At 59.2% G+C, this 17,912-nt stretch carries 19 protein-coding genes; 12 read left to right on the top strand and 7 right to left on the bottom strand.

The window, feature by feature from the left end; all coding sequences use genetic code 11:
• Positions 1-72: 72 nt before the first annotated feature.
• On the bottom strand, positions 73-1,440 hold the full coding sequence (locus M1E16_RS04310) for a DUF1329 domain-containing protein (protein ID WP_434626043.1): 1,368 nt from the start codon (positions 1,438-1,440) through the stop codon (positions 73-75).
• 22 nt (positions 1,441-1,462) lie between these two features.
• Positions 1,463-3,256: a DUF1302 domain-containing protein gene (locus tag M1E16_RS04305; protein ID WP_434673559.1), complete on the bottom strand. Its 1,794-nt coding sequence runs from the start codon at positions 3,254-3,256 to the stop codon at positions 1,463-1,465.
• A 579-nt stretch (positions 3,257-3,835) separates the two neighbouring features.
• On the opposite strand from M1E16_RS04305, the gene M1E16_RS04300 reads away from it, so the two are divergent.
• From M1E16_RS04300 to M1E16_RS04290, 3 genes are all read left to right on the top strand, one after another.
• The gene (locus tag M1E16_RS04300) at positions 3,836-5,860 is read left to right on the top strand and encodes an S-type pyocin domain-containing protein (protein WP_458129281.1); all 2,025 of its coding nucleotides are present in this window, start codon (positions 3,836-3,838) and stop codon (positions 5,858-5,860) included.
• The gene (locus tag M1E16_RS04295) at positions 5,857-6,123 is read left to right on the top strand and encodes a hypothetical protein (protein WP_434695822.1); all 267 of its coding nucleotides are present in this window, start codon (positions 5,857-5,859) and stop codon (positions 6,121-6,123) included. The genes M1E16_RS04300 and M1E16_RS04295 overlap by 4 nt, the downstream gene beginning before the upstream one ends.
• A 330-nt stretch (positions 6,124-6,453) precedes the next feature.
• The gene (locus M1E16_RS04290; protein ID WP_458129280.1) at positions 6,454-7,218 is read left to right on the top strand and encodes an N-acetylmuramoyl-L-alanine amidase; all 765 of its coding nucleotides are present in this window, start codon (positions 6,454-6,456) and stop codon (positions 7,216-7,218) included.
• Positions 7,219-7,260: 42 nt separating this feature from the next.
• On the opposite strand, the gene M1E16_RS04285 is transcribed toward M1E16_RS04290, so the two are convergent.
• The 4 genes from M1E16_RS04285 to M1E16_RS04270 all read right to left on the bottom strand — a co-directional run bounded on the left by M1E16_RS04285 (position 7,261) and on the right by M1E16_RS04270 (position 10,605).
• Positions 7,261-8,172 (bottom strand): SDR family oxidoreductase, encoded by a 912-nt coding sequence (locus tag M1E16_RS04285; RefSeq protein ID WP_434569771.1) that lies wholly within the window; start codon positions 8,170-8,172, stop codon positions 7,261-7,263.
• 126 nt (positions 8,173-8,298) lie between these two features.
• Positions 8,299-9,201, bottom strand: coding sequence for an alpha/beta fold hydrolase (locus M1E16_RS04280; protein ID WP_458129279.1), 903 nt, complete (start codon positions 9,199-9,201; stop codon positions 8,299-8,301).
• Positions 9,201-9,983, bottom strand: coding sequence for a class II aldolase/adducin family protein (locus tag M1E16_RS04275; protein WP_434569773.1), 783 nt, complete (start codon positions 9,981-9,983; stop codon positions 9,201-9,203). Before M1E16_RS04275 ends, M1E16_RS04280 begins: the two co-directional genes overlap by 1 nt.
• 166 nt (positions 9,984-10,149) lie before the next feature.
• Positions 10,150-10,605: a flavodoxin gene (locus M1E16_RS04270; protein ID WP_434626049.1), complete on the bottom strand. Its 456-nt coding sequence runs from the start codon at positions 10,603-10,605 to the stop codon at positions 10,150-10,152.
• Between the two features lie 156 nt (positions 10,606-10,761).
• Here M1E16_RS04270 and M1E16_RS04265 point away from each other — a divergent pair, with 156 nt between their 5' ends.
• Together M1E16_RS04265 and M1E16_RS04260 are read left to right on the top strand one after the other, a co-directional pair.
• A complete protein-coding gene (locus M1E16_RS04265; protein ID WP_305501358.1) occupies positions 10,762-11,238 on the top strand; it encodes a PAS domain-containing protein in 477 nt (158 codons plus the stop codon).
• Positions 11,239-11,290: 52 nt separating this feature from the next.
• Positions 11,291-11,896: a hypothetical protein gene (locus tag M1E16_RS04260; RefSeq protein WP_434695827.1), complete on the top strand. Its 606-nt coding sequence runs from the start codon at positions 11,291-11,293 to the stop codon at positions 11,894-11,896.
• 63 nt (positions 11,897-11,959) lie between these two features.
• Here M1E16_RS04260 and M1E16_RS04255 read toward each other — a convergent pair whose 3' ends face one another.
• Complete coding sequence (locus tag M1E16_RS04255; RefSeq protein WP_458129278.1) at positions 11,960-12,919, bottom strand: MerR family transcriptional regulator; 960 nt, start codon at positions 12,917-12,919, stop codon at positions 11,960-11,962.
• A 220-nt stretch (positions 12,920-13,139) separates the two neighbouring features.
• Here M1E16_RS04255 and M1E16_RS04250 point away from each other — a divergent pair, with 220 nt between their 5' ends.
• The 7 genes from M1E16_RS04250 (at position 13,140) to M1E16_RS04220 (ending at position 17,817) form a co-directional block, all read left to right on the top strand.
• Positions 13,140-13,700, top strand: a complete 561-nt coding sequence (locus M1E16_RS04250) for an antibiotic biosynthesis monooxygenase (RefSeq protein WP_434653654.1) — start codon at positions 13,140-13,142, stop codon at positions 13,698-13,700.
• 200 nt (positions 13,701-13,900) lie between these two features.
• A complete protein-coding gene (gene folM, locus M1E16_RS04245) occupies positions 13,901-14,605 on the top strand; it encodes a dihydromonapterin reductase (RefSeq protein WP_458129277.1) in 705 nt (234 codons plus the stop codon).
• Between the two features lie 20 nt (positions 14,606-14,625).
• Positions 14,626-15,183, top strand: coding sequence for a GTP cyclohydrolase I FolE (gene folE, locus M1E16_RS04240; RefSeq protein ID WP_458129276.1), 558 nt, complete (start codon positions 14,626-14,628; stop codon positions 15,181-15,183).
• Positions 15,184-15,564: a dihydroneopterin triphosphate 2'-epimerase gene (gene folX, locus M1E16_RS04235; protein WP_014340149.1), complete on the top strand. Its 381-nt coding sequence runs from the start codon at positions 15,184-15,186 to the stop codon at positions 15,562-15,564.
• Between the two features lie 97 nt (positions 15,565-15,661).
• Positions 15,662-15,958: a DUF1244 domain-containing protein gene (locus tag M1E16_RS04230; RefSeq protein ID WP_305496754.1), complete on the top strand. Its 297-nt coding sequence runs from the start codon at positions 15,662-15,664 to the stop codon at positions 15,956-15,958.
• On the top strand, positions 15,951-16,289 hold the full coding sequence (locus M1E16_RS04225) for a HopJ type III effector protein (RefSeq protein ID WP_305496755.1): 339 nt from the start codon (positions 15,951-15,953) through the stop codon (positions 16,287-16,289). Before M1E16_RS04230 ends, M1E16_RS04225 begins: the two co-directional genes overlap by 8 nt.
• Before the next feature lie 277 nt (positions 16,290-16,566).
• On the top strand, positions 16,567-17,817 hold the full coding sequence (locus M1E16_RS04220; protein WP_434626059.1) for a 2-aminoadipate transaminase: 1,251 nt from the start codon (positions 16,567-16,569) through the stop codon (positions 17,815-17,817).
• Positions 17,818-17,912 lie beyond the last annotated feature (95 nt).

The raw sequence follows: 17,912 nt of genomic DNA, 5'->3' as shown, positions 1-17,912 counted from the left end.
GGAGGGCTTTGGGGCCGCTTCGCGGCCCAGCGGGAGCAAGCTCCCTCGCCACGGGTATTTTGCCAAGACGATCTAGCGAACCCCGCTCGACCGCAACGCTGCCGGCGTGTAGTCGGCTGCCCGAGCCTCGAACCCATAGACGTAGGCGTGCTTCTCTTCGTTTTTCATCCCCAGGGCAATGTAGCGGCCAGCGATGATGTCGTAGAGCGCTTCGAGTGTGTAGCCCGGGTTCTGATGATCGTAATAGAACTGGGCATGCCCTTCGGCCACGCGCCACAACTGGCCGCGCCCGTCATAGTGGTCCACCAGTGCCGCTTGCCAGCTGTCCTCATCGATGTACATGTGGCGCTTGGCGTAGATGTGCCGCTCGCTGGGCTTGACCGTACCCACTACTTCCCAGACCCGGTGCAGCTCGTAGCGCGTCAGGTCCTGGTTGATGTGCCCGGCCTTGATCACGTCATCGTATTTGAGGCTCGGTGAATCAAGTTTGTAGCTGTTGTACGGGATGTACATTTCCTTCTTGCCTACCAGCTTCCAGTCGTAGCGATCCGGGGCGCCGGAAAACAGGTCGAAGTTGTCGGAAGTACGCAAGCCGTCGGCAGCGGTGCCCGGGCCGTCATAGGCCACTTGCGGGGCACGACGCACGCGACGCTGGCCGGCGTTGTAGATCCATGCCAGACGCGGCTCCGTCACCTGGTCGAGCGTTTCATGCACCAGCAACACGTTACCGGCCAGGCGCGCCGGGGCCGTCACCTCTTGCTTGAAATAAGTCAGTACGTTGCTGGCTTTTTCCGGATCGGCGTCCTTGATCAGGAACGGCACGGCGATCTCTTCTTCGAAGCGGATCGGCGTGAAGCTGCCGTTGGTCTGCGGTGTGGCCTGGATGATGACGCGCCGCAGGTTGCCGCCGTGGTAGCGGGTGACGTGGTTCCACAGCACCTCCACGCCGGTCTTGGGAATCGGGAACGCGTAGTAGCGGTTGCCGGTGAAGTTGGCCAGGCCGTTGCCGTCGTTGATGGCGTTCACGTTCAGTGCGCTACGTTTGGCCGCCTCATAGATCTCCGGCGGCAGGCCAACGCTGCGGTGGGTCGGGTAGACCGGAATCCGGTAGGTTTCCGGGTAGCGCTTGAACATCGCGACCTGGCCTTCGGAGAGTTTGTCCTTGTACTTGTCCACGGTCGCGGCGGTGATGGTGAACAGCGGTTTTTCGCTGGCGAACGGGTCGGCGAGGAAGCCTTTGCTGTCCACGGCACCGGCATTCTTCGGGATACCGCCGGTCCAGGCCGGGATCGAGCCATCAGCGTTGCCGGCCTTTTCCGCGCCCAGCGGGGTGAGGCTGGTGCCCAGTTTGTTGGCTTCCTCCGGCGAGACTGCCGCCATCACGTTCGCGGCCAGCAGGCTCAGGGCCAGGGCACCGCATTGCAGGATCATCTTGCGCATTGGGTTTTCCTTGTCAGCCAGATCAGAAGTTCACGCCGAAGCTCAGCGCGAGGAAGTCGCGGTCTTCGAGAACGTTGTAATCGCCGCCGAAGAAATCGGTGTAGCTCAGGCTGGCGGTGTAAGTGTTGCGGTAATCGGCATCGACACCCACGCTGACCGCCTTGGCGCCTTCGTTGAACAGACCGTTGGGCCCATAGCCGGCCACGTCATGGGACCAGGACAGGTTGGGCTTGAAGTTCACCCCGCCGATAACGTTGGAATAGTCGAGAATCGCCCGGGCGCGATAACCCCAGGAGGTCGAGGTGACAAAACCGTCGGTGTCGCCGTTGAAGCCGTACTGGCCGTAGACCGAATCGCGTCCATAACGCAGCTCGTCCTTCGATTCGAGACCGCCGACATGCACGACCGCTGCTTCACCGACCACGGTCAGGCGATCGGCGCCCAGCACCTGGTCGAAGAAGTGCGTCAGGGTGCTCTGCACCTGGGTCACTTCCTTGCGGCGGTAACCGGTATTGTCCGCGCCCGGCGAAGTGGCGATCGGTGACGCGGCGCCCCCGGCGATCGGGTTCACCAAGGCCAGGGTCAGGTCGTTGGTATTGACCTGTACCGGTGCATTGGGGCGGTAACTGATTTCGCCGGTCCACGCCGTGCCAGTCGGCAACGTGGTGGAGAAACTGGCGCCGTACAGGCGGATGTCTTCAGGGTATTCGAGGTAATACCCACCGCGCCCCAACATCACGCTTTGCGCCAGGCCCGCGCCGCTGCCAGGGGCAATGGCGTTTGCAGTCGCGACCATCCGTGGCAACGCAGCCAGCGTAGAGAGCCCCGCCGTAGTGGTACCAACGGTCGGCGTGCGGCTGTGGTAATTCATGAAGTACAGGCCGTACTCGGTGTCATCGCCGAGCCAGCGCAACGCCGTGCCCCACTGGCCGGAGTCCCGCGCATCGCGGTCACCGCCACGGGGGATGACCACGCCTTCGCTGGTCACCTGGATGCCCTGGCCGAACGCGGTGGTCAACGGCACGAACGGCGCAATCGCCGGGCTGCCTACGGTATAGCCGTCGGTGCAACCGTCGGCGACCACATCGTTACCGAAGAAAGTGCCGCAGTTGTCCACAACCGTCTGGTCCCACTCCAGTTGGTAGAAACCTTCGACGGTGAGCTTGTCGGTCAAGCCCTGGGAGGCGAACAGCATGTTGACCGGGATCAGGCCTTCCTTGATCTCCGCTCCCGGGCGACGGAACGCGGACACGTCCACCGGGTTGATGCTGTTGATGGAGTTGCCGATGAAGGTACTTTCGCCCCAACTGACCACCTGCTTGCCGGCGCGTACCGTGCCCGGCAGGTCGGCGATGGAATAATTGTGATAGACGAAGGCATCGAGGATCTGCGCCCCCGACGACTTGGCGCCCTCCTTGCGGTTACTGTCGCTGATGTCCTTGAACTCGCGGTTTTCGTCCTTGAGCTCGAAGTCGTACCAATACTTGCCACGGACAAACACGCCGGTGTCGCCGTACTTGAGTTCGAGGTCGTGGAGGCCCTTGAAGATTTTCGAGAAGGTCTCGCCTTTCCTGAAATTCAATCGGCCGTCGTCACCGGTGGAAGACTGGCCCGTACCGCCATTGACGGTGCCGACCAGATCCCTGTCGGCATCGCGCATGCCCCAGCTCGCGCCAACCGACAGCGAGGAGTCGAACTGCCCCTCGATTTCGCCAATGTTGAATGAAACGGCCTGCGCCTGGGCACAGCAACCCAAGGCCACCGCGACGGCCAGCGCCTGCGGCTTGAAGATGGCGCGCATTGTTATTGTTGTCATGCGTCTTCCCCGGTGAGTGACAGAGCCTCCACCCTACTGCCCCACGTCATGGGCGATAAGCGCACCAAGGGGGTATTCGCGATGTACCTCCAAAGGATGACAGCCCATGCGGGCCGGGCCTTTGCGTGGTGCATGAACGGACTGGATGAGAGGTTATCAACGGCGTGCATTTTCATCGCTGCGCCTGCACTGTTACATGCACTGCAACAGTGCATGTCCGGATCCGGGCTGTTTCCGAAAACGTCCCATCCCTATGCTGGCCGGGCTTGCGGGACAACGGGCCTGCAAGCGCAAGCCGCCAGGCGTCCCTCGCGCCTGGCGCACCGTCATTCGGATGGATTGCGCATCAATCCATCGTCCCCGTGTCCACTGACGTTGATTTGTAGCTCCTTTACAACGTCACGTTTAGGCCGCTGCGTTTTGCAGCGGCCTTTTTTATTTCCGGGTTATTTCCGTGGTGGAACTTCTTGTTTCCTACAACATTGTCGGAAAGGCCTACCTGTCTGGCTAAAGCGTTTGAATTTATAGTCTTCGTCGTCGCCACGGATGGCACTGATCCCTATGACCATGCACGGATTCATGAATACCGACATGAGTTTCCATTATTCGATTCGAAAGGACCTCGACATGCCGCAGGAAAAGAACATCGTTGTAAATAGAGGTATACCCCGCACGCCTACGTCGTCTCATGGCTTTGGTTTTGGCGTAGGGGGCGTATCGGGCCCGGACCACTCCGACCGTGGATTCGACGCAGTTGACTACGCGTTTGAATGGCTTATTGAAAGCAATGAGTCGGTCGAAGAATGTTTTACGGAAAACATCCAGAATATTACATACATAACCGATGCCGAACTTGCGAATACAAGAGCAGCCGTTCGGGCTGCTGCCCCACTGGAAACCGCCGCTTACGATATTGAGTTACAAACCCTTGACCAGCAACTTTCCAAAACCAGGGCAGACCATCAACAACAAATAACCAGCGCCAATCTTTACTATGGTTATGATCCGCTGTCCCACATGACTGGGCACCCCCCTCATAAAGGCTTTGAACTCGTAGGTGGTCGCGGAGGGCAAAGGGGTTATACCGACGCCATTGCCAAATGGAACGTATCTTACGCCGCCGCTTACCAGGCGAAGTTTCTTGCCGAACAGATGAAACTCCTTGAGGCCCTCTTGGCCGCGCAGAATAAAGTCGTCGCAGAGGCCCAGGCGAAAGCGCTGGCCGCTGCTCAAGCCGAAGCCCAACGTGTGGCCGCTGAGACGGCACGTGAAGCCGCTGAAGCCGAAGCTAAATACGCCGCTGAAGAACAAGCACGACTCGCGGCGGAGGAAACCGCTGCGCAGGCAAAAGCCCAGGCGCAAGCCAACAGCCAGGCCGAGGAAGAGGCTCGCAAAGCAGCCGAAGCCGAGATCCGGCGTGCGACCCAGGCAGAAGCGTTAGGCCAAGCCCTGTCTGGTCGGGCATTGCCCATGGTAGGCGCGGCAGCCAGTCCAGTGTTCGCCATGGCCGGCAACACTGTGGCCACAAGCCCGGCAACGACGCTGGCAATCCAGACTGCGCTAAGGACCGCGGTCGCCATGGCTATCGAATCGCTCACAGCGGTAACAGTGCCAGCTTTGGCGGGGTTCGCGGCGTTGCTTTACTCATCGGAACTGGGAAATAGCGACCTTTATGCCTTGAGCGTCCCCCTTTCCGAACTCTCGCCAGACAACTCCGACGATCTGCAGGCAATCGCAGCAGTACAGGGTGAGATCATCCTGCCCCTCATCATTGGCTCCAGAACAACGAGCAAAAAAACGGAGTACGTCGTAACAAGCACCCAAAGTGCATCGACATTCTCCAAGGTCCCCGTACGGCTCGCCACGCTTGATCCGCTGGGAAACTTTTACCGGTCCGTAAGCCCGGATGCTGCGTCCAGCAACATTATCTGGACGCCCATAGTGAAGCCGGACGGCGCATCGACATCGCTGCCCGCCAGCGTGCCGAACATGATCCCTTATACCGGCGCGACGCCAGTGGCGGTAACTGGACGAACCGATACGCACCCGGAGTTTGATCTCTACCGTTTTGGTGGGTTCGTTACAGTGTTTCCAGCTGACTCGGGCATTCCACCGATCTATACCGTCTTCAACAGTCCTTACGAGGGTGCTACCACCAAAGGTGAGCACAGTGGACGCAACTTCAATCCGGAGCAGGCGGGAGGGCCTACTGTGGAATTAGACTGGAGCACGGCGACCGTCACTCAGGACGGTTTGGATGCCGTAAAACTGCATATCTCTCGGCTGAACCAATCTGATGCGAACGATGTGATGATCGTACGGCTTGAAAACATTCTGAGTGGCAATATCAATATCACCGATACAGATCGGCGGTACTACACTCATGAGATCAGAGAACTCGAAAGATTTCGAAACCTCGGGCTGGCTGACGACTTCTCGCCCGAGCAAAGCTCACCCGCTTGGAACAATGCACATACCGCGACACTCGAAGATTTTAAAGTCCACGATCACGAGTCATTACTTTATACCTCCGACGCCTTAGCCAAAGCGGGACTACAGGATGAAAGAGATTATCAGAAGCTTCTGAAGGAGATGTCGCAATGAGCACTGTCGAGCAGATCGTTAAGAACGAGTCTTTGGAAGAGATCGTCACGGTCTTTGCGCTACTGAAGGCTTCTCCGCACTTAGACATGATGATCAGGCGCCACAAGCGTGAGCTAATACAACACGGGGAGCTTGAAATAACTTATAAGAACCTTTTCGAGGCGGGAATACTGACAAGGGGGGAAAAAGGTCTATGCCTAAAGGGACCAAACTGGAAAGCACCGAAATTCGTATTGGAAAAAAGATACGCCGAAAGCACTTGATCTAACTTGGTCTCAGGCCGTTGCCTCTCTATCTGGCGACGGCCTTTAATAGCCGACTGGATCTTTGGTACAAAATCAGAATCCCGCAAGAAAAATTGACACGTAATACTTTGTCGGTTTTTTTGCGTTACCGTCACGCTGCCTACTTCGGTCATTAAGGATCACCAGGCGTATTCCACAGCTCACCCAATAGATTCGCCCCTTTCATTAACGAACCCATTCCTACAACAAAGCCCGAAACCCACTACACACGCTTAAATAACTCATCTGTTACGCTGAAATTCAATCGCAGCGCTTCGCTTCGATTATTAACCAGTGAGTTATTTGATAATGCTAATAAACAACACAACCCATCGTTCAAAAAAAGGCTACAACAGTCGCGTTCGCTTTCTAGTCTTCCATTACACCGCCGGCAACTTCGCCTCTTCGATAAACGCTTTGACCGGCCCGTCCGTGAGTGCTCATTACCTCATCCCGGACTTTGCCGACCCTACCTATTTGAAGGCGGGTTTCAAGGAGCCGCAGATCTTCAATCTGGTGGACGAGAGCCAGCGGGCCTGGCATGCCGGGGTGAGTAGTTGGGGTAATCGCAGCAACCTGAACGATACTTCGATCGGGGTCGAAATCGTCAATCTGGCAACGGACAACCAAGGGCAATTTACCTTTCCGCCTTATGCGCCCCAGCAAATCGAGGCGATCGAATACCTGGCAACGGATATCCTCAAACGCCATTCGGAAATCAGTCCGGTAAACGTAGTGGGGCACTCGGATATCGCCGCCGGGCGCAAGAGTGATCCTGGCCCGATGTTTCCGTGGCATATGTTGTATCTCAAGGGTATCGGCGCCTGGTTTGATGACCACGCCCAAAAGGCTTTCCTGCAGGCCTATCAAATCAGCGGCGTGCCGACCCGCGAGCAATTGCTCGGTCTGTTCAGGAGGTATGGTTTTGATACGTCGGCCGCGACGACCAATGTTGGGTTCCAACGCCTGGTCCGCGCCTTCCAGTTGCATTTCCGTCCTGCGAAACATGACGGTGTGATGGACATGGAGACCGCCGCGAATCTCGCGGCCCTGGTGCAGAAGTACTTCCCCTGAGCGCGGTGCCGCGCCTGGCGACAACGTGCCCAGGGACGCGATTCAAATGGCGTGACGCTGCAGGTTCGCCATCATCTCTTTCAAAGCTTCCAGGTTGTCGTTCGGGTGGACTGCGTTTTCGAAGTCGCAAATCTGCTGCCAGTGAGCCGCGACGTCCTCAGGTGAAAACCCCTCGCGCGGATCAAAGCCGGCACCGAGGCTGCGCTCCCAGCGCACCTTGCCCATCCAGCCGCCGCCTACTTCGAATAATCCGGAAGTTTCCTGGCAGGCTTCGCTGGCCAGGTACACGACCAGCGGGCTGACGAGTTCAGGTTTGAGTTGTTCGAATACCTGCGGCGGGATCAGGCCTTCAGTCATACGGGTGCCGCCGGTGGGGGCGATGGCGTTGACGAGGATGTTGTTCTTGCGACCTTCGATAGCCAGGGTGCGAGTGAGGCCGTACAGGCCAAGCTTGGCCATGCCGTAGTTGGATTGGCCGAAGTTGCCATAGATGCCGGACGTGGAGGCGGTGAAGATCACTCGTCCATAGTTCTGCTCGCGCAGGTGCGGCCAGGCGGCGCGGGTGACTTTATAGGCACCTTCGACATGGACACGGTAAACCAGGTCCCAGTCGGCATCGTCCATCTTATGGAAGGTCTTGTCGCGCAGGATACCGGCATTATTGACGACCACATCCACCCTGCCGAACGCGTCGAGGGCGTTTTGCACAAGCTTGTCGCCGTCAGTGACCGAGTCATGATTGGCCTCGGCAATACCACCGGCGGCACGGATTTCTGCCACCACCCGATCCGCTGCCGAGGCGTTGGCGCCCTCCCCCTGCGCCGACCCGCCGAGATCGTTCACCAGCACGCGTGCGCCCTGCCGGGCAAACAGCAGCGCATGAGCGCGGCCAAGGCCGCCGCCGGCTCCCGTGACGATCACGACTTTATCTTCGAAGCGCACAGATTCACTCATGGGCAGAACTCCAGCAGGCCGATAGGACATTGCCACGAGTGTCCGGCACAAGTCGGCAGGCCACAATCAACTGGGCTCAGAGTGAATGGTGGGCGATAAGGTGAGGGGATGATGCCAGGCAATCGGTCATGAACAGGCCATTTGCCTGATCGGCGCCGCGATGATTTCGCGAAATGCCAGGTAATGCTTGAGTACCTGAACAGGTGCCTCGGTGTGTGGATAGTGACCAATGTCAGGCAACAGCACCGTGTCGGCGTTCGGAATCAAGGCGCGGTAACGCGCCACCATATGCGCACCGGAAATCGGATCGATTGCCCCGTCGATGACCCGCAACGGCACTTCGCCGCGCTGCATCGCCTGCACCCAACGGTCGCGTTGCACCCGTCGTTCGGGAATATAGGCGATGAGTTTGTGCATGATCCGCGGCCCGTGATGGGTTTCGACGAGGCTCCAGTAATCATCCATCTCGCTTTCGGTCGGGCAGGTCCTGGGGCCGAAAATCCGTTGGAAACTCTTCACCAGCCCGTCCCTGGAGAAGGCCCGGCCTATCAGCCAACCCAAGGGGCTGAGCAGCAACTTCTGCATCAGCACCGGACGATGGGTCTCGGGGAACAGTCCACCATTGAGAAAGACACAACTGGCGACGTCGGCGCGCGCCTCGCTGTGCCGGGCAATCAACTCCTGGGCCACGCTGTCGCCATAATCGTGGGCCAGCACATGAACTCCCTGCGTCACATTCAAATGCGTCAGCAACGCTTGCTGCAGATCGGCCTGCTCCAACAGGCTATAGGTGTGACCCACGGGTTTATCGGAGTCACCGAAACCGAGCATGTCGCAGGCGATCACCCGGTAACGCTGCGCCAGCGGCTGCCACAGGTAATGCCAGTCCCAACTGGCGGTCGGGAACCCGTGGATCAACAGCAGAGGCTCGCCGTGGCCCGCCACCCAATAGCGGATAGCGTGACCCCGAAACATGAAGGTCTGTCCGCGCTGGCGCCAGATACGCAGCGGAATCTGGACCATGGGCATCAGCTTTTATAACCCGGATCTTGCTGGTCGAGTTTGCGCAGCAAGGCCGGCCAGGCCAGCGCGCCCCCCATGCCTTGGGCGCTTCGGGTCACCCCGGCAACCATCGCCCGGGCACCGGCCAGCACCTGAGGCTCGATGGCGATCAACTCAGCGCCGCCGGTCTGCGCCAGAACCTGGATGTCACAGGCTCGCTGGAAAATGAACATCATCAGGAAGGTATCGGCGATGGTGCCGCCACAAGTCAGCAGACCGTGGTTGTGAAGCATCAGGAAATTACTGTCGCCCAGGTCCGCTTGCAGGCGGGCCTTCTCTTCAGGATTGAGGGCGACCCCTTCGTAAGGGTGATACGCCAGGCTCGACAGCACGAACAGCGATTGCTGGCTGATCGGCAGGACGCCCTGTTTTTGCGCCGATACCGCGACACCGGCGGCCGTGTGGGTGTGCAACACACACATCACATCGTGCCGCACCTCGTGCACCGCACTGTGAATGGTGTAACCCGCCGGGTTTATCTCGTAGGGGCTGGGCATCAGCTTGTTGCCGGCCTGGTCGACCTTGACCAGGCTCGACGCGGTGATTTCATGGAACATCAACCCGAACGGGTTGATCAGGAAATCTTCGGTGCCGGGGACCTTGGCGGAGATATGGGTAAAGATCAGATCGTCCCAGCCGTGCAGCGCGACCAGCCTGTAACAGGCGGCAAGATCGACGCGGGTTTGCCATTCCGCGGCGCTGACCTGGTCCTTGATGCCGGGTGTCGATTGAATGGGCGTCACGCTCACGGTTATGACCTCTGGCTTCTTGTTATGGTGGAGGCGTATCCAACCTCCATGAACAGAAAACCAGTCTAGTCAGCTCCGCCAGGGCCGGTAGTTGCATTGGCAGCCAGCTTACTGACCGAGCGGGTCATCAGGCGAACATCCGCGATCAGTGCCGGCCGCTCCTCCATCAATGGCGCAATGCAGCGATCAATTCGCCCAGCCAGGGCTCGGCATCGCTTTCCGGCGTCACACTCTCACTGGCATCCAGACGTAACATGGCCAGCACCTCATGCACGCCCAGCTCGGCGAACAATTCGCGCATCTGCTCGCCACCACCGCAGAACGTATCGCCATAGCTGGCATCGCCGAGGCCGATCACCGCACCGGGCAGGCCGCGAAACGACGCGGGCAATTGGTCGCGAATCGTCGAATACAATGGCATCAGGTTGTCCGGCAGTTCGCCCATGCCGGTAGTGGACGTTATGGCCAGCAACGCCTGCGGGCCAAACGCCTGGATATCCGCCAGGGTTGCCCGCGGATTGTGGAATGTCTGGAAACCGGCGTCATCAAGCAATTTGGCGGCATGCCGGGCGACTTCTTCGGCGGTGCCGTATACGGAGCCGGAAAGGATGGCGACTTTCATCAATCTGATCCTGAAGCGGAATTAAAGAGCCGCAATGGTAGCAGGCTGAACAGTGATGCCGGGATTGATTCTCAACAACCGATAATGGCAAGTAGACATCGCCCAGAGTTCTTCTAGAATGCAGCGCACGCAGGGATGACGATGGCTGGAGGCCTCATGATTAATGCTCACTTGATGCAGTTAGTGATCAGCGCTTCGAACGACGGGATCGTCATCGCCGAAAAGGAAGGCGACGAAGACAATATCCTGATTTATGTAAACCCGGCGTTTGAACGGCTGACCGGCTACAGCCGCGACGAGATCCTCTACCAGGACTGCCGTTTCCTGCAGTCCGGCGATCGCGATCAACCGGCCCTGGAGCACATCCGCATGGCCTTGAAGCAAGGCGGATCATGCCGACAGGTCCTTCGCAACTATCGCAAGGACGGCACGCCGTTCTGGAATGAGCTGTCGTTGTCGACCGTGAAAAACCAGGCTGACGGGCACACTTATTTCGTCGGTGTGCAGAAGGACGTGACAATCCAGGTGAAAGCTCAACAGCGAATCGCCCAGCTTGAAAAGGAGTTGGCTGAAGCACGGGAGACCATTGCGCGCCTGGATGCGACGAACGGCGCAAACAAAACGGCGAATTAATGGTCAGTCACTACAATCACCCGTGAACTCGCACATATTTTTCGAGCACTGTATGCAGCGCGACGCCCTTCTTACCCAGGATGAGCTGGATTTCATCCGGACCATGCAGCATAGCCCGCAGTTGAACGAGCGGGATGTCACGTCGAGCTTGCTGGTAAACGGTGGGTCGCAGATCCGTGACCTTTTGACGCGCCTGGCGGCAAACGAGCAGGTCACGTTACAAGCCAATTTCGAAAACCAGCAGATGACCTTTCCGTTGCATCTGGTGGAAGACGAATTCCATGCCATGCACCTGCGCCTGGGTGTGCCGAGCATCTATGAGGATGGACCAAAGGTGCGCCCATGGCGCCTGACGCTCCAGGCACCGGTTGCGCTGGAAAATGCCAAGGGTCAGCCAGGTCCTTTATGGGTGCACGAGGTATCTTGCAAGGGCGTTCTGCTGGAAATTCGCAACCGCACCAAACCGCCAAAACAGTTCGCGTTGTGGTTCAGCCCTTCAGGCTACGAGAGAATTTCGCTTCGCGGTACGTTCGAACGGGAAACCGATCAGGGCCTGTACGCCTACCATCTGAATCAGCATGACCAGGACGAAACCGAGCGCCTGCGTCAGTACATCCTCCAGCAACATCGTCTGACCCATCCGGCGATGCACCTCTAGGCTTTGTACGAAAAGTGCCTGCGCGACGATCGGCGACTTTTCGTACAAATCCTAGCAAGCCATTCAAGTGTCCAGGTTACCCGCCAGAAATTGACGCAAGCGTTGGCGCATCAGCATGCCTTCATTTCCCAGGCAAGCGATGGAAGAGCCCGCCAGGCTTTCCTGCGCCAGGTCGGACGCATCGCCGGCGAGCATGACCGGGCAATCGAGGCTCATCGCCAGCCTGTTCAGCCGCTTGGGCAGCTCCGCGGCCGGCGCATGATTGGAAACCAGCACGAGCGCCAATGGCTTGATCTTCTGGCAAATCAGGGTCAATTCGTCAAAGGGTTGGCCGACAGCCATGAGCCTGACATCCACCTCCGCCCTGGAGATGAATAGCGTCGTGACCAGCAACTCCAATTCCCGGCATTGGCCAGCTATGGCGCTGACCAGGACCCGGCGCGACGAAGTTTCGCGCTTCAGCAAGAGTCGTTGCATGACACGCGAGCGCAAGAAACCGTCGAAAAACAGCCACTCACTGGTCTGCCCGAACTCATGCTGGCGTTGGAGCAATGCTCGCCAGAGCGGCATCAGGATGTCCTGGAAGACGACCGGTGCCGTATAGCTGGAAAAAATCTGTCCATAGACCCGATCCAGCTCCACATCGTCAAAGTTGCCGACTGCTTCAGCCACAAGCTGTTGCCACTGGGCGCAATCAGCGCGCACCAGATCGGGCGAAATGAACCTGGAGGCTGGCTGGACCGACTCGGTCCTGGCGAGAATTTTCCCCACCTTGCTCACCGCTACCCCGCGTTCGATCCAGGCGAGAATGCTGCGAACCTTTTCGATATCGCCCAATGAATACAGGCGGTGCCCGCTTTCGGTGCGTGTGGGCTGGATGAGGCCGTAGCGCCGCTCCCATGCGCGCAAGGTCACCGGATTCACGCCAGTCACCCGCGCCACTTCGCGGATGGGAAACAAGTCCTCGCTTTTCAAAGCCACGGAGGCCTGAAACGCAAGGTTCTCTTCGATGATCACGCTCATTCCGAAGGCTTACCCGGCTCGAATTGGATCCCAGTTTACTCCTCACCGGGGATGTCTTTACAAGGGAGATGGCGAACCATATTCGAATTTGTAGTTTTTTATCCTACAAGGAATAATCCTTGCTTGCCTTCAGGCATCGAACGCCGCCCCCTTACCCTCGGGCCGTTCTTCAAGCGAATCTCCTACCCGGAGTGCCGCAACCGTAACATGGAGATACAAAATGTCTGCCTCACCCGTCACGTTGATGGTTGCCCGCCGCGTCGCCAATGGCCGCTATCAGGACTTGATCGCCTGGTTGCGCGAAGGCGAGCAACTGGCGACCGACTTCCCCGGCTACCTGGGCTCAGGCGTACTTGCGCCGCCGCCCGAAGACGACGAATTCCAGATCATCTTCCGTTTCGCCGATGAGCAGACCTTGCATGCATGGGAACATTCGGCCTCGCGTACGGCTTGGCTGGGACGCGGCAGCGAGCTGTTTGCCCATCCCTCCGAACACCGGGTGCGCGGCATCGACGGCTGGTTCGGCGCCGTCAACCAGCGCCCACCGCGCTGGAAACAGGCGGTGGCTATCTGGCTGGCGTTTTTTCCGGTTTCGTTGTTGTTCAATTTCCTGCTGGGGCCATTACTGGTTGAACTGGGCATGTTGAGCCGGGTGCTGATCAGCACGCTCATCCTGACGCCGCTGATGGTTTATCTGTTTATCCCGTTATCGACCCACTTGCTGGCGAACTGGCTCGCCGGCGCACCGCAACGACCAGTGCCGGCGACGCAGAACCATTAATGCAGCAGGACTTCGTGTGGGAGCGAGCCTGCTCGCGAAAGCGGCCTGCCAGCCAGATTGAATCCAGCTGGACCAACGCCTTCGCGAGCAGGCTCGCTCCCACAGTGAAATTGGCAATGCATTCACTGGATCGGTTGCCAATAGGTACACGGTATCCGGCACTGTTATAGTTTTGCTTCCGCCGCAAACCGAGCCGCCCCATGCCTACCGCTCCGATCCTCATCACCGGCGCAGCCCAGCGTGTCGGCCTGCATTGCGCCCGTCGGTTGCTGGAAGACGGGCAACCGGTCATCGCCACCTATCGCACCGAACGCCCGGGCGTGCAGACGCTACGGGACTCAGGGGCCACGATGCTGTTTGCCGACTTTTCCAGTGAAGCGGGAATCCTCGCCTTCATCGAACAACTCAAGCAGCACACCGACCAGCTACGCGCCATTGTGCATAACGCCTCGGCCTGGCTGGCGGAAACCCCAGGCGATGAGGCGGCCGCCTTCGGCGCGATGTTTGGCGTGCACATGCTCGCACCTTACCTGATCAACCTGCAGTGCGCCGAGCTGCTGCAACGCTCGGTGCCGGCCGATATCGTGCACATCAGTGATGACGTGACCCGCAAGGGCAGCAGCCGGCACATCGCCTATTGCGCCACCAAGGCCGGGCTCGAGAGCCTGACCTTGTCGTTTGCGGCAAAATACGCACCCGCCATCAAGGTCAACGGTATCGCCCCGGCCCTGCTACTGTTCAATCCCGACGACGATTCAGCCTATCGGGCCAAGGCCCTGGCCAAATCCGCGCTGGGTTTCGAGCCAGGCAGTGAAGTGATCTACCAGAGCCTGCGTTATCTGCTGGACAACCCCTACGTCACCGGCACGACCCTGACCGTCAACGGTGGGCGGCACATCAAATAATCCTGTTCCGAGGAAGCGCAATGGCCCTGTCGCCCGAGCATTACCGCGAGATCCTGATCGGCCTGGGCGAAGACCCGGAACGCGAAGGCCTGCTTGATACACCGGTGCGGGCCGCGAAGGCCATGCAGTACCTTTGCCATGGCTATGAACAGAGCATCGAACAGATCGTCAACGGCGCCCTGTTCGCCTCCAACAGCGATGAAATGGTGATCGTTGCCGACATCGAACTCTATTCATTGTGCGAACATCACCTGCTGCCCTTCATCGGCAAGGCCCATGTGGCTTATATTCCTACGGGCAAGGTCCTGGGGCTGTCGAAGATCGCCCGGCTGGTGGATATGTTCGCCCGTCGCCTGCAGATCCAGGAAAACCTCACCCGGCAAATCGCTGACGCGGTGCAGCAGGTCACCCAGGCCGCCGGCGTTGCGGTGGTGATAGAAGCCCAGCACATGTGCATGATGATGCGCGGTGTCGAAAAACAGAACTCGACGATGAACACCTCGGTGATGCTCGGCGCCTTTCGCGAGTCCAGCACCACGCGCCAGGAGTTCCTGCAATTGATTCGACGGAGCCAATAAATGCCACAACTTCAGCCCGCCATGGCGCGCATCAAGGTCAAGGACCTGCGCCTGCGTACGTTCATTGGCATCAACGAGGACGAGATCCTCAACAAGCAGGATGTGTTGATCAACCTGACCATCCTCTACGCGGCCCAAGAGGCAGTGCGCGATAACGACATCGACCACGCCCTGAACTACCGCACCATCACCAAGGCAATCATCGCCCATGTGGAGGGCAACCGTTTCGCCTTGCTCGAACGCCTGACCCAGGAGTTGCTGGACCTGGTCATGGCCAACGAGTCGGTGCTGTACGCCGAGGTCGAAGTCGACAAGCCGCACGCCTTGCGCTTCGCCGAGTCAGTGTCGATTACCCTCGCGGCAAGCCGTGCTGCTTCGTAGCAGCCAAAAGTTTCAAGCGGTAAGCTTCAAGCCTGAACACCGCAAACCCACTTGCAGCTTGAAGCTCGCCGCTTGAAGCTGTCTCGCAGAGACTCCCATGAACGATCAACAACGCCTCGAACTCGAAGCCGCCGCCTTCCGCCGGCTGGTTGCCCATCTGGACAGCCGCAAGGATGTGCAAAACATCGACCTGATGAACCTCGCCGGTTTCTGCCGCAACTGCCTGTCGAAGTGGTACAAGGCTGCCGCCGACGAGCGTCAGGTCGAGGTCAGCCTCGACGATGCCCGCGAAGTCGTCTACGGCATGCCCTATGCCGAGTGGAAAGCTCAATACCAGAAAGAAGCCAGCGCCGAACAGCAAGCGGCGTTCGCCAAAGGAACTCCCGATGCCTGACCTGAACACCTTCCGCGCCAGCCTCAAGAGTGGCGAACATGTTTTCGCCGATACCCTGGCCTTTGTCGCCGATGGCTACGATTACCAGCCCCAGGCTTTCAACAACGGTGGCGTCGAGAACGCCGCCGGGCAGAACGAAGGTTCGTGCAAGACCCTGGGCCTGGCGTTGCTTGAAGGCTTGAGCGATGAAGAAGCACTCCTGGCGTTTGGCGAGCATTACCGTTCGGTGCTGGCCACGCCCGAGGGCAGCGATCACGGCAATATCCGCGCGTTGATGGTCCATGGTCTCGCCGGCGTGAAGTTCGAGGCGCAGCCGCTGCAACGGCGCTGACCGTCCCGCTCTTGTGGCGAGGGAGCTTGCTCCCGCTGGGCTACGAAGTAGCCCGCTGGCCCCGCGCCGCTGCAACTGATACACCGCACTTGCTGATTTGGGACTGCTTCGCAGTCCAGCGGGAGCAAGCTCCCTCGCCACAGAAGCGATTCTGGCAAGATTCACAGTTATCCACATCCCGACTTTTATGATTGACCCGGCAACTTTATTTCGTTTGCCGGGCACCTCTCCTCGCGGCTTAGATAAAGGCAATCTTCCTTCCTCCGAGCCGTCATCCATGAGCCGCGAAAGCATCAGCCAATCGATTTCCTTCGTTCACCCCGTCAGCCTCGACCATGGAAAAAACGCCGAAGTCTGGGACACGGATGGCAAGCGCTACATTGATTTTGTCGGCGGCATCGGCGTGCTGAATCTCGGCCACTGTCATCCGCGTGTCGTCGAGGCGATTCGCGAGCAAGCCACCCGGTTGACCCACTATGCGTTCAATGCCGCGCCGCACCGGCCTTATCTCGAATTGATGGAGCGCCTGGCAAGATTCATCCCGGTGGACTATCCGGTTAGCGGCATGCTTACCAACAGCGGCGCCGAGGCAGCGGAGAACGCCTTGAAAATCGTCCGCGGCGCCACGGGGCGCACCGCCGTGATCGCGTTTGATGGCGGCTTCCACGGCCGGACCCTGGCCACCCTCAACCTCAACGGCAAGGTTGCGCCCTACAAACAGAAAGTAGGTGTCCTGCCCGGACCGGTCTATCACCTGCCCTATCCCAGCCAGGACAACGGCGTGACCTGTGCCGAAGCCTTGAAAGCCATGGACCGGCTGTTCAGCGTCGAGATCGACGTAAACGACGTAGCCTGTTTCATCGTCGAGCCGGTGCAGGGCGAAGCCGGTTTCCTGGCGATGGACGTGACCTTCGCCCAGGCGCTGCGCCAGTTCTGTGACGACAAGGGCATCGTGTTGGTCATCGATGAGATCCAGTCCGGTTTCGGCCGTACCGGCCAACGTTTTGCGTTTTCGCGGCTGGGCATCGAACCGGACCTGATTCTGCTGGGCAAGAGCATCGCCGGCGGTGTCCCGCTGGGGGCGGTGATGGGACGCAAGGCCCTGATGGACAACCTGCCCAAGGGCGGCCTCGGCGGCACCTACTCGGGCAACCCTATCGCCTGCGCCGCCGCGCTGGCGACCCTGGACGAGATGACCGACACGAACCTGCGGGCCTGGGGGGCGCGCCAGGAGGAGGCCATAGTAAGCCGCTACGAATCCTGGCGCCGTCGCGGGCTGTCCCCCTATCTGGGGCGGTTGACCGGAGTGGGCGCCATGCGCGGCATCGAACTGGCCCACGCCGATGGCACCCCGGCGTCGGCTCAACTGACGCAATTGTTGGCGGCGGCACGGGATTCGGGCTTGCTGCTGATGCCCAGCGGCAAATCCCGGCACATCATTCGGCTGCTGGCGCCGTTGACGACCGAGCCGGCGGTGCTGGAAGAGGGATTGGACATCCTGGAAGCGTGCCTGGCGGAACTGGCCTGAATACGGTCCCCTTGTCCACACAGCCCTTGTGGGAGCGAGCTTGCTCGCGATAGCGTCAGGTCAGCCAACATCTATGTTGACTGACACACCGTCAT

The organism is Pseudomonas sp. Z2-11, assembly GCF_054161305.1.
The sequence above is the reverse complement of the archived record's forward strand: the minus strand, read 5'-3'. Positions and strand labels throughout refer to the sequence as shown.

Excerpts from the sequence above, each read along its gene's own strand:
- M1E16_RS04280 (WP_458129279.1), bottom strand. The coding sequence starts at position 9,201 with ATGCCCATGGTCCAGATTCCGCTGCGTATCTGGCGCCAGCGCGGACAG.
- folE (WP_458129276.1), top strand. The coding sequence starts at position 14,626 with ATGGCCCTGTCGCCCGAGCATTACCGCGAGATCCTGATCGGCCTGGGC.
- folM (WP_458129277.1), top strand. The coding sequence starts at position 13,901 with ATGCCTACCGCTCCGATCCTCATCACCGGCGCAGCCCAGCGTGTCGGC.
- M1E16_RS04220 (WP_434626059.1), top strand. The coding sequence starts at position 16,567 with ATGAGCCGCGAAAGCATCAGCCAATCGATTTCCTTCGTTCACCCCGTC.
- M1E16_RS04260 (WP_434695827.1), top strand. The coding sequence starts at position 11,291 with ATGCAGCGCGACGCCCTTCTTACCCAGGATGAGCTGGATTTCATCCGG.
- M1E16_RS04300 (WP_458129281.1), top strand. The coding sequence starts at position 3,836 with ATGAATACCGACATGAGTTTCCATTATTCGATTCGAAAGGACCTCGAC.
- M1E16_RS04310 (WP_434626043.1), bottom strand. The coding sequence starts at position 1,440 with ATGCGCAAGATGATCCTGCAATGCGGTGCCCTGGCCCTGAGCCTGCTG.
- M1E16_RS04270 (WP_434626049.1), bottom strand. The coding sequence starts at position 10,605 with ATGAAAGTCGCCATCCTTTCCGGCTCCGTATACGGCACCGCCGAAGAA.
- M1E16_RS04290 (WP_458129280.1), top strand. The coding sequence starts at position 6,454 with ATGCTAATAAACAACACAACCCATCGTTCAAAAAAAGGCTACAACAGT.
- M1E16_RS04230 (WP_305496754.1), top strand. The coding sequence starts at position 15,662 with ATGAACGATCAACAACGCCTCGAACTCGAAGCCGCCGCCTTCCGCCGG.
- M1E16_RS04265 (WP_305501358.1), top strand. The coding sequence starts at position 10,762 with ATGATTAATGCTCACTTGATGCAGTTAGTGATCAGCGCTTCGAACGAC.
- M1E16_RS04225 (WP_305496755.1), top strand. The coding sequence starts at position 15,951 with ATGCCTGACCTGAACACCTTCCGCGCCAGCCTCAAGAGTGGCGAACAT.
- M1E16_RS04295 (WP_434695822.1), top strand. The coding sequence starts at position 5,857 with ATGAGCACTGTCGAGCAGATCGTTAAGAACGAGTCTTTGGAAGAGATC.
- M1E16_RS04285 (WP_434569771.1), bottom strand. The coding sequence starts at position 8,172 with ATGAGTGAATCTGTGCGCTTCGAAGATAAAGTCGTGATCGTCACGGGA.
- M1E16_RS04250 (WP_434653654.1), top strand. The coding sequence starts at position 13,140 with ATGTCTGCCTCACCCGTCACGTTGATGGTTGCCCGCCGCGTCGCCAAT.
- M1E16_RS04305 (WP_434673559.1), bottom strand. The coding sequence starts at position 3,256 with ATGACAACAATAACAATGCGCGCCATCTTCAAGCCGCAGGCGCTGGCC.
- folX (WP_014340149.1), top strand. The coding sequence starts at position 15,184 with ATGCCACAACTTCAGCCCGCCATGGCGCGCATCAAGGTCAAGGACCTG.
- M1E16_RS04255 (WP_458129278.1), bottom strand. The coding sequence starts at position 12,919 with ATGAGCGTGATCATCGAAGAGAACCTTGCGTTTCAGGCCTCCGTGGCT.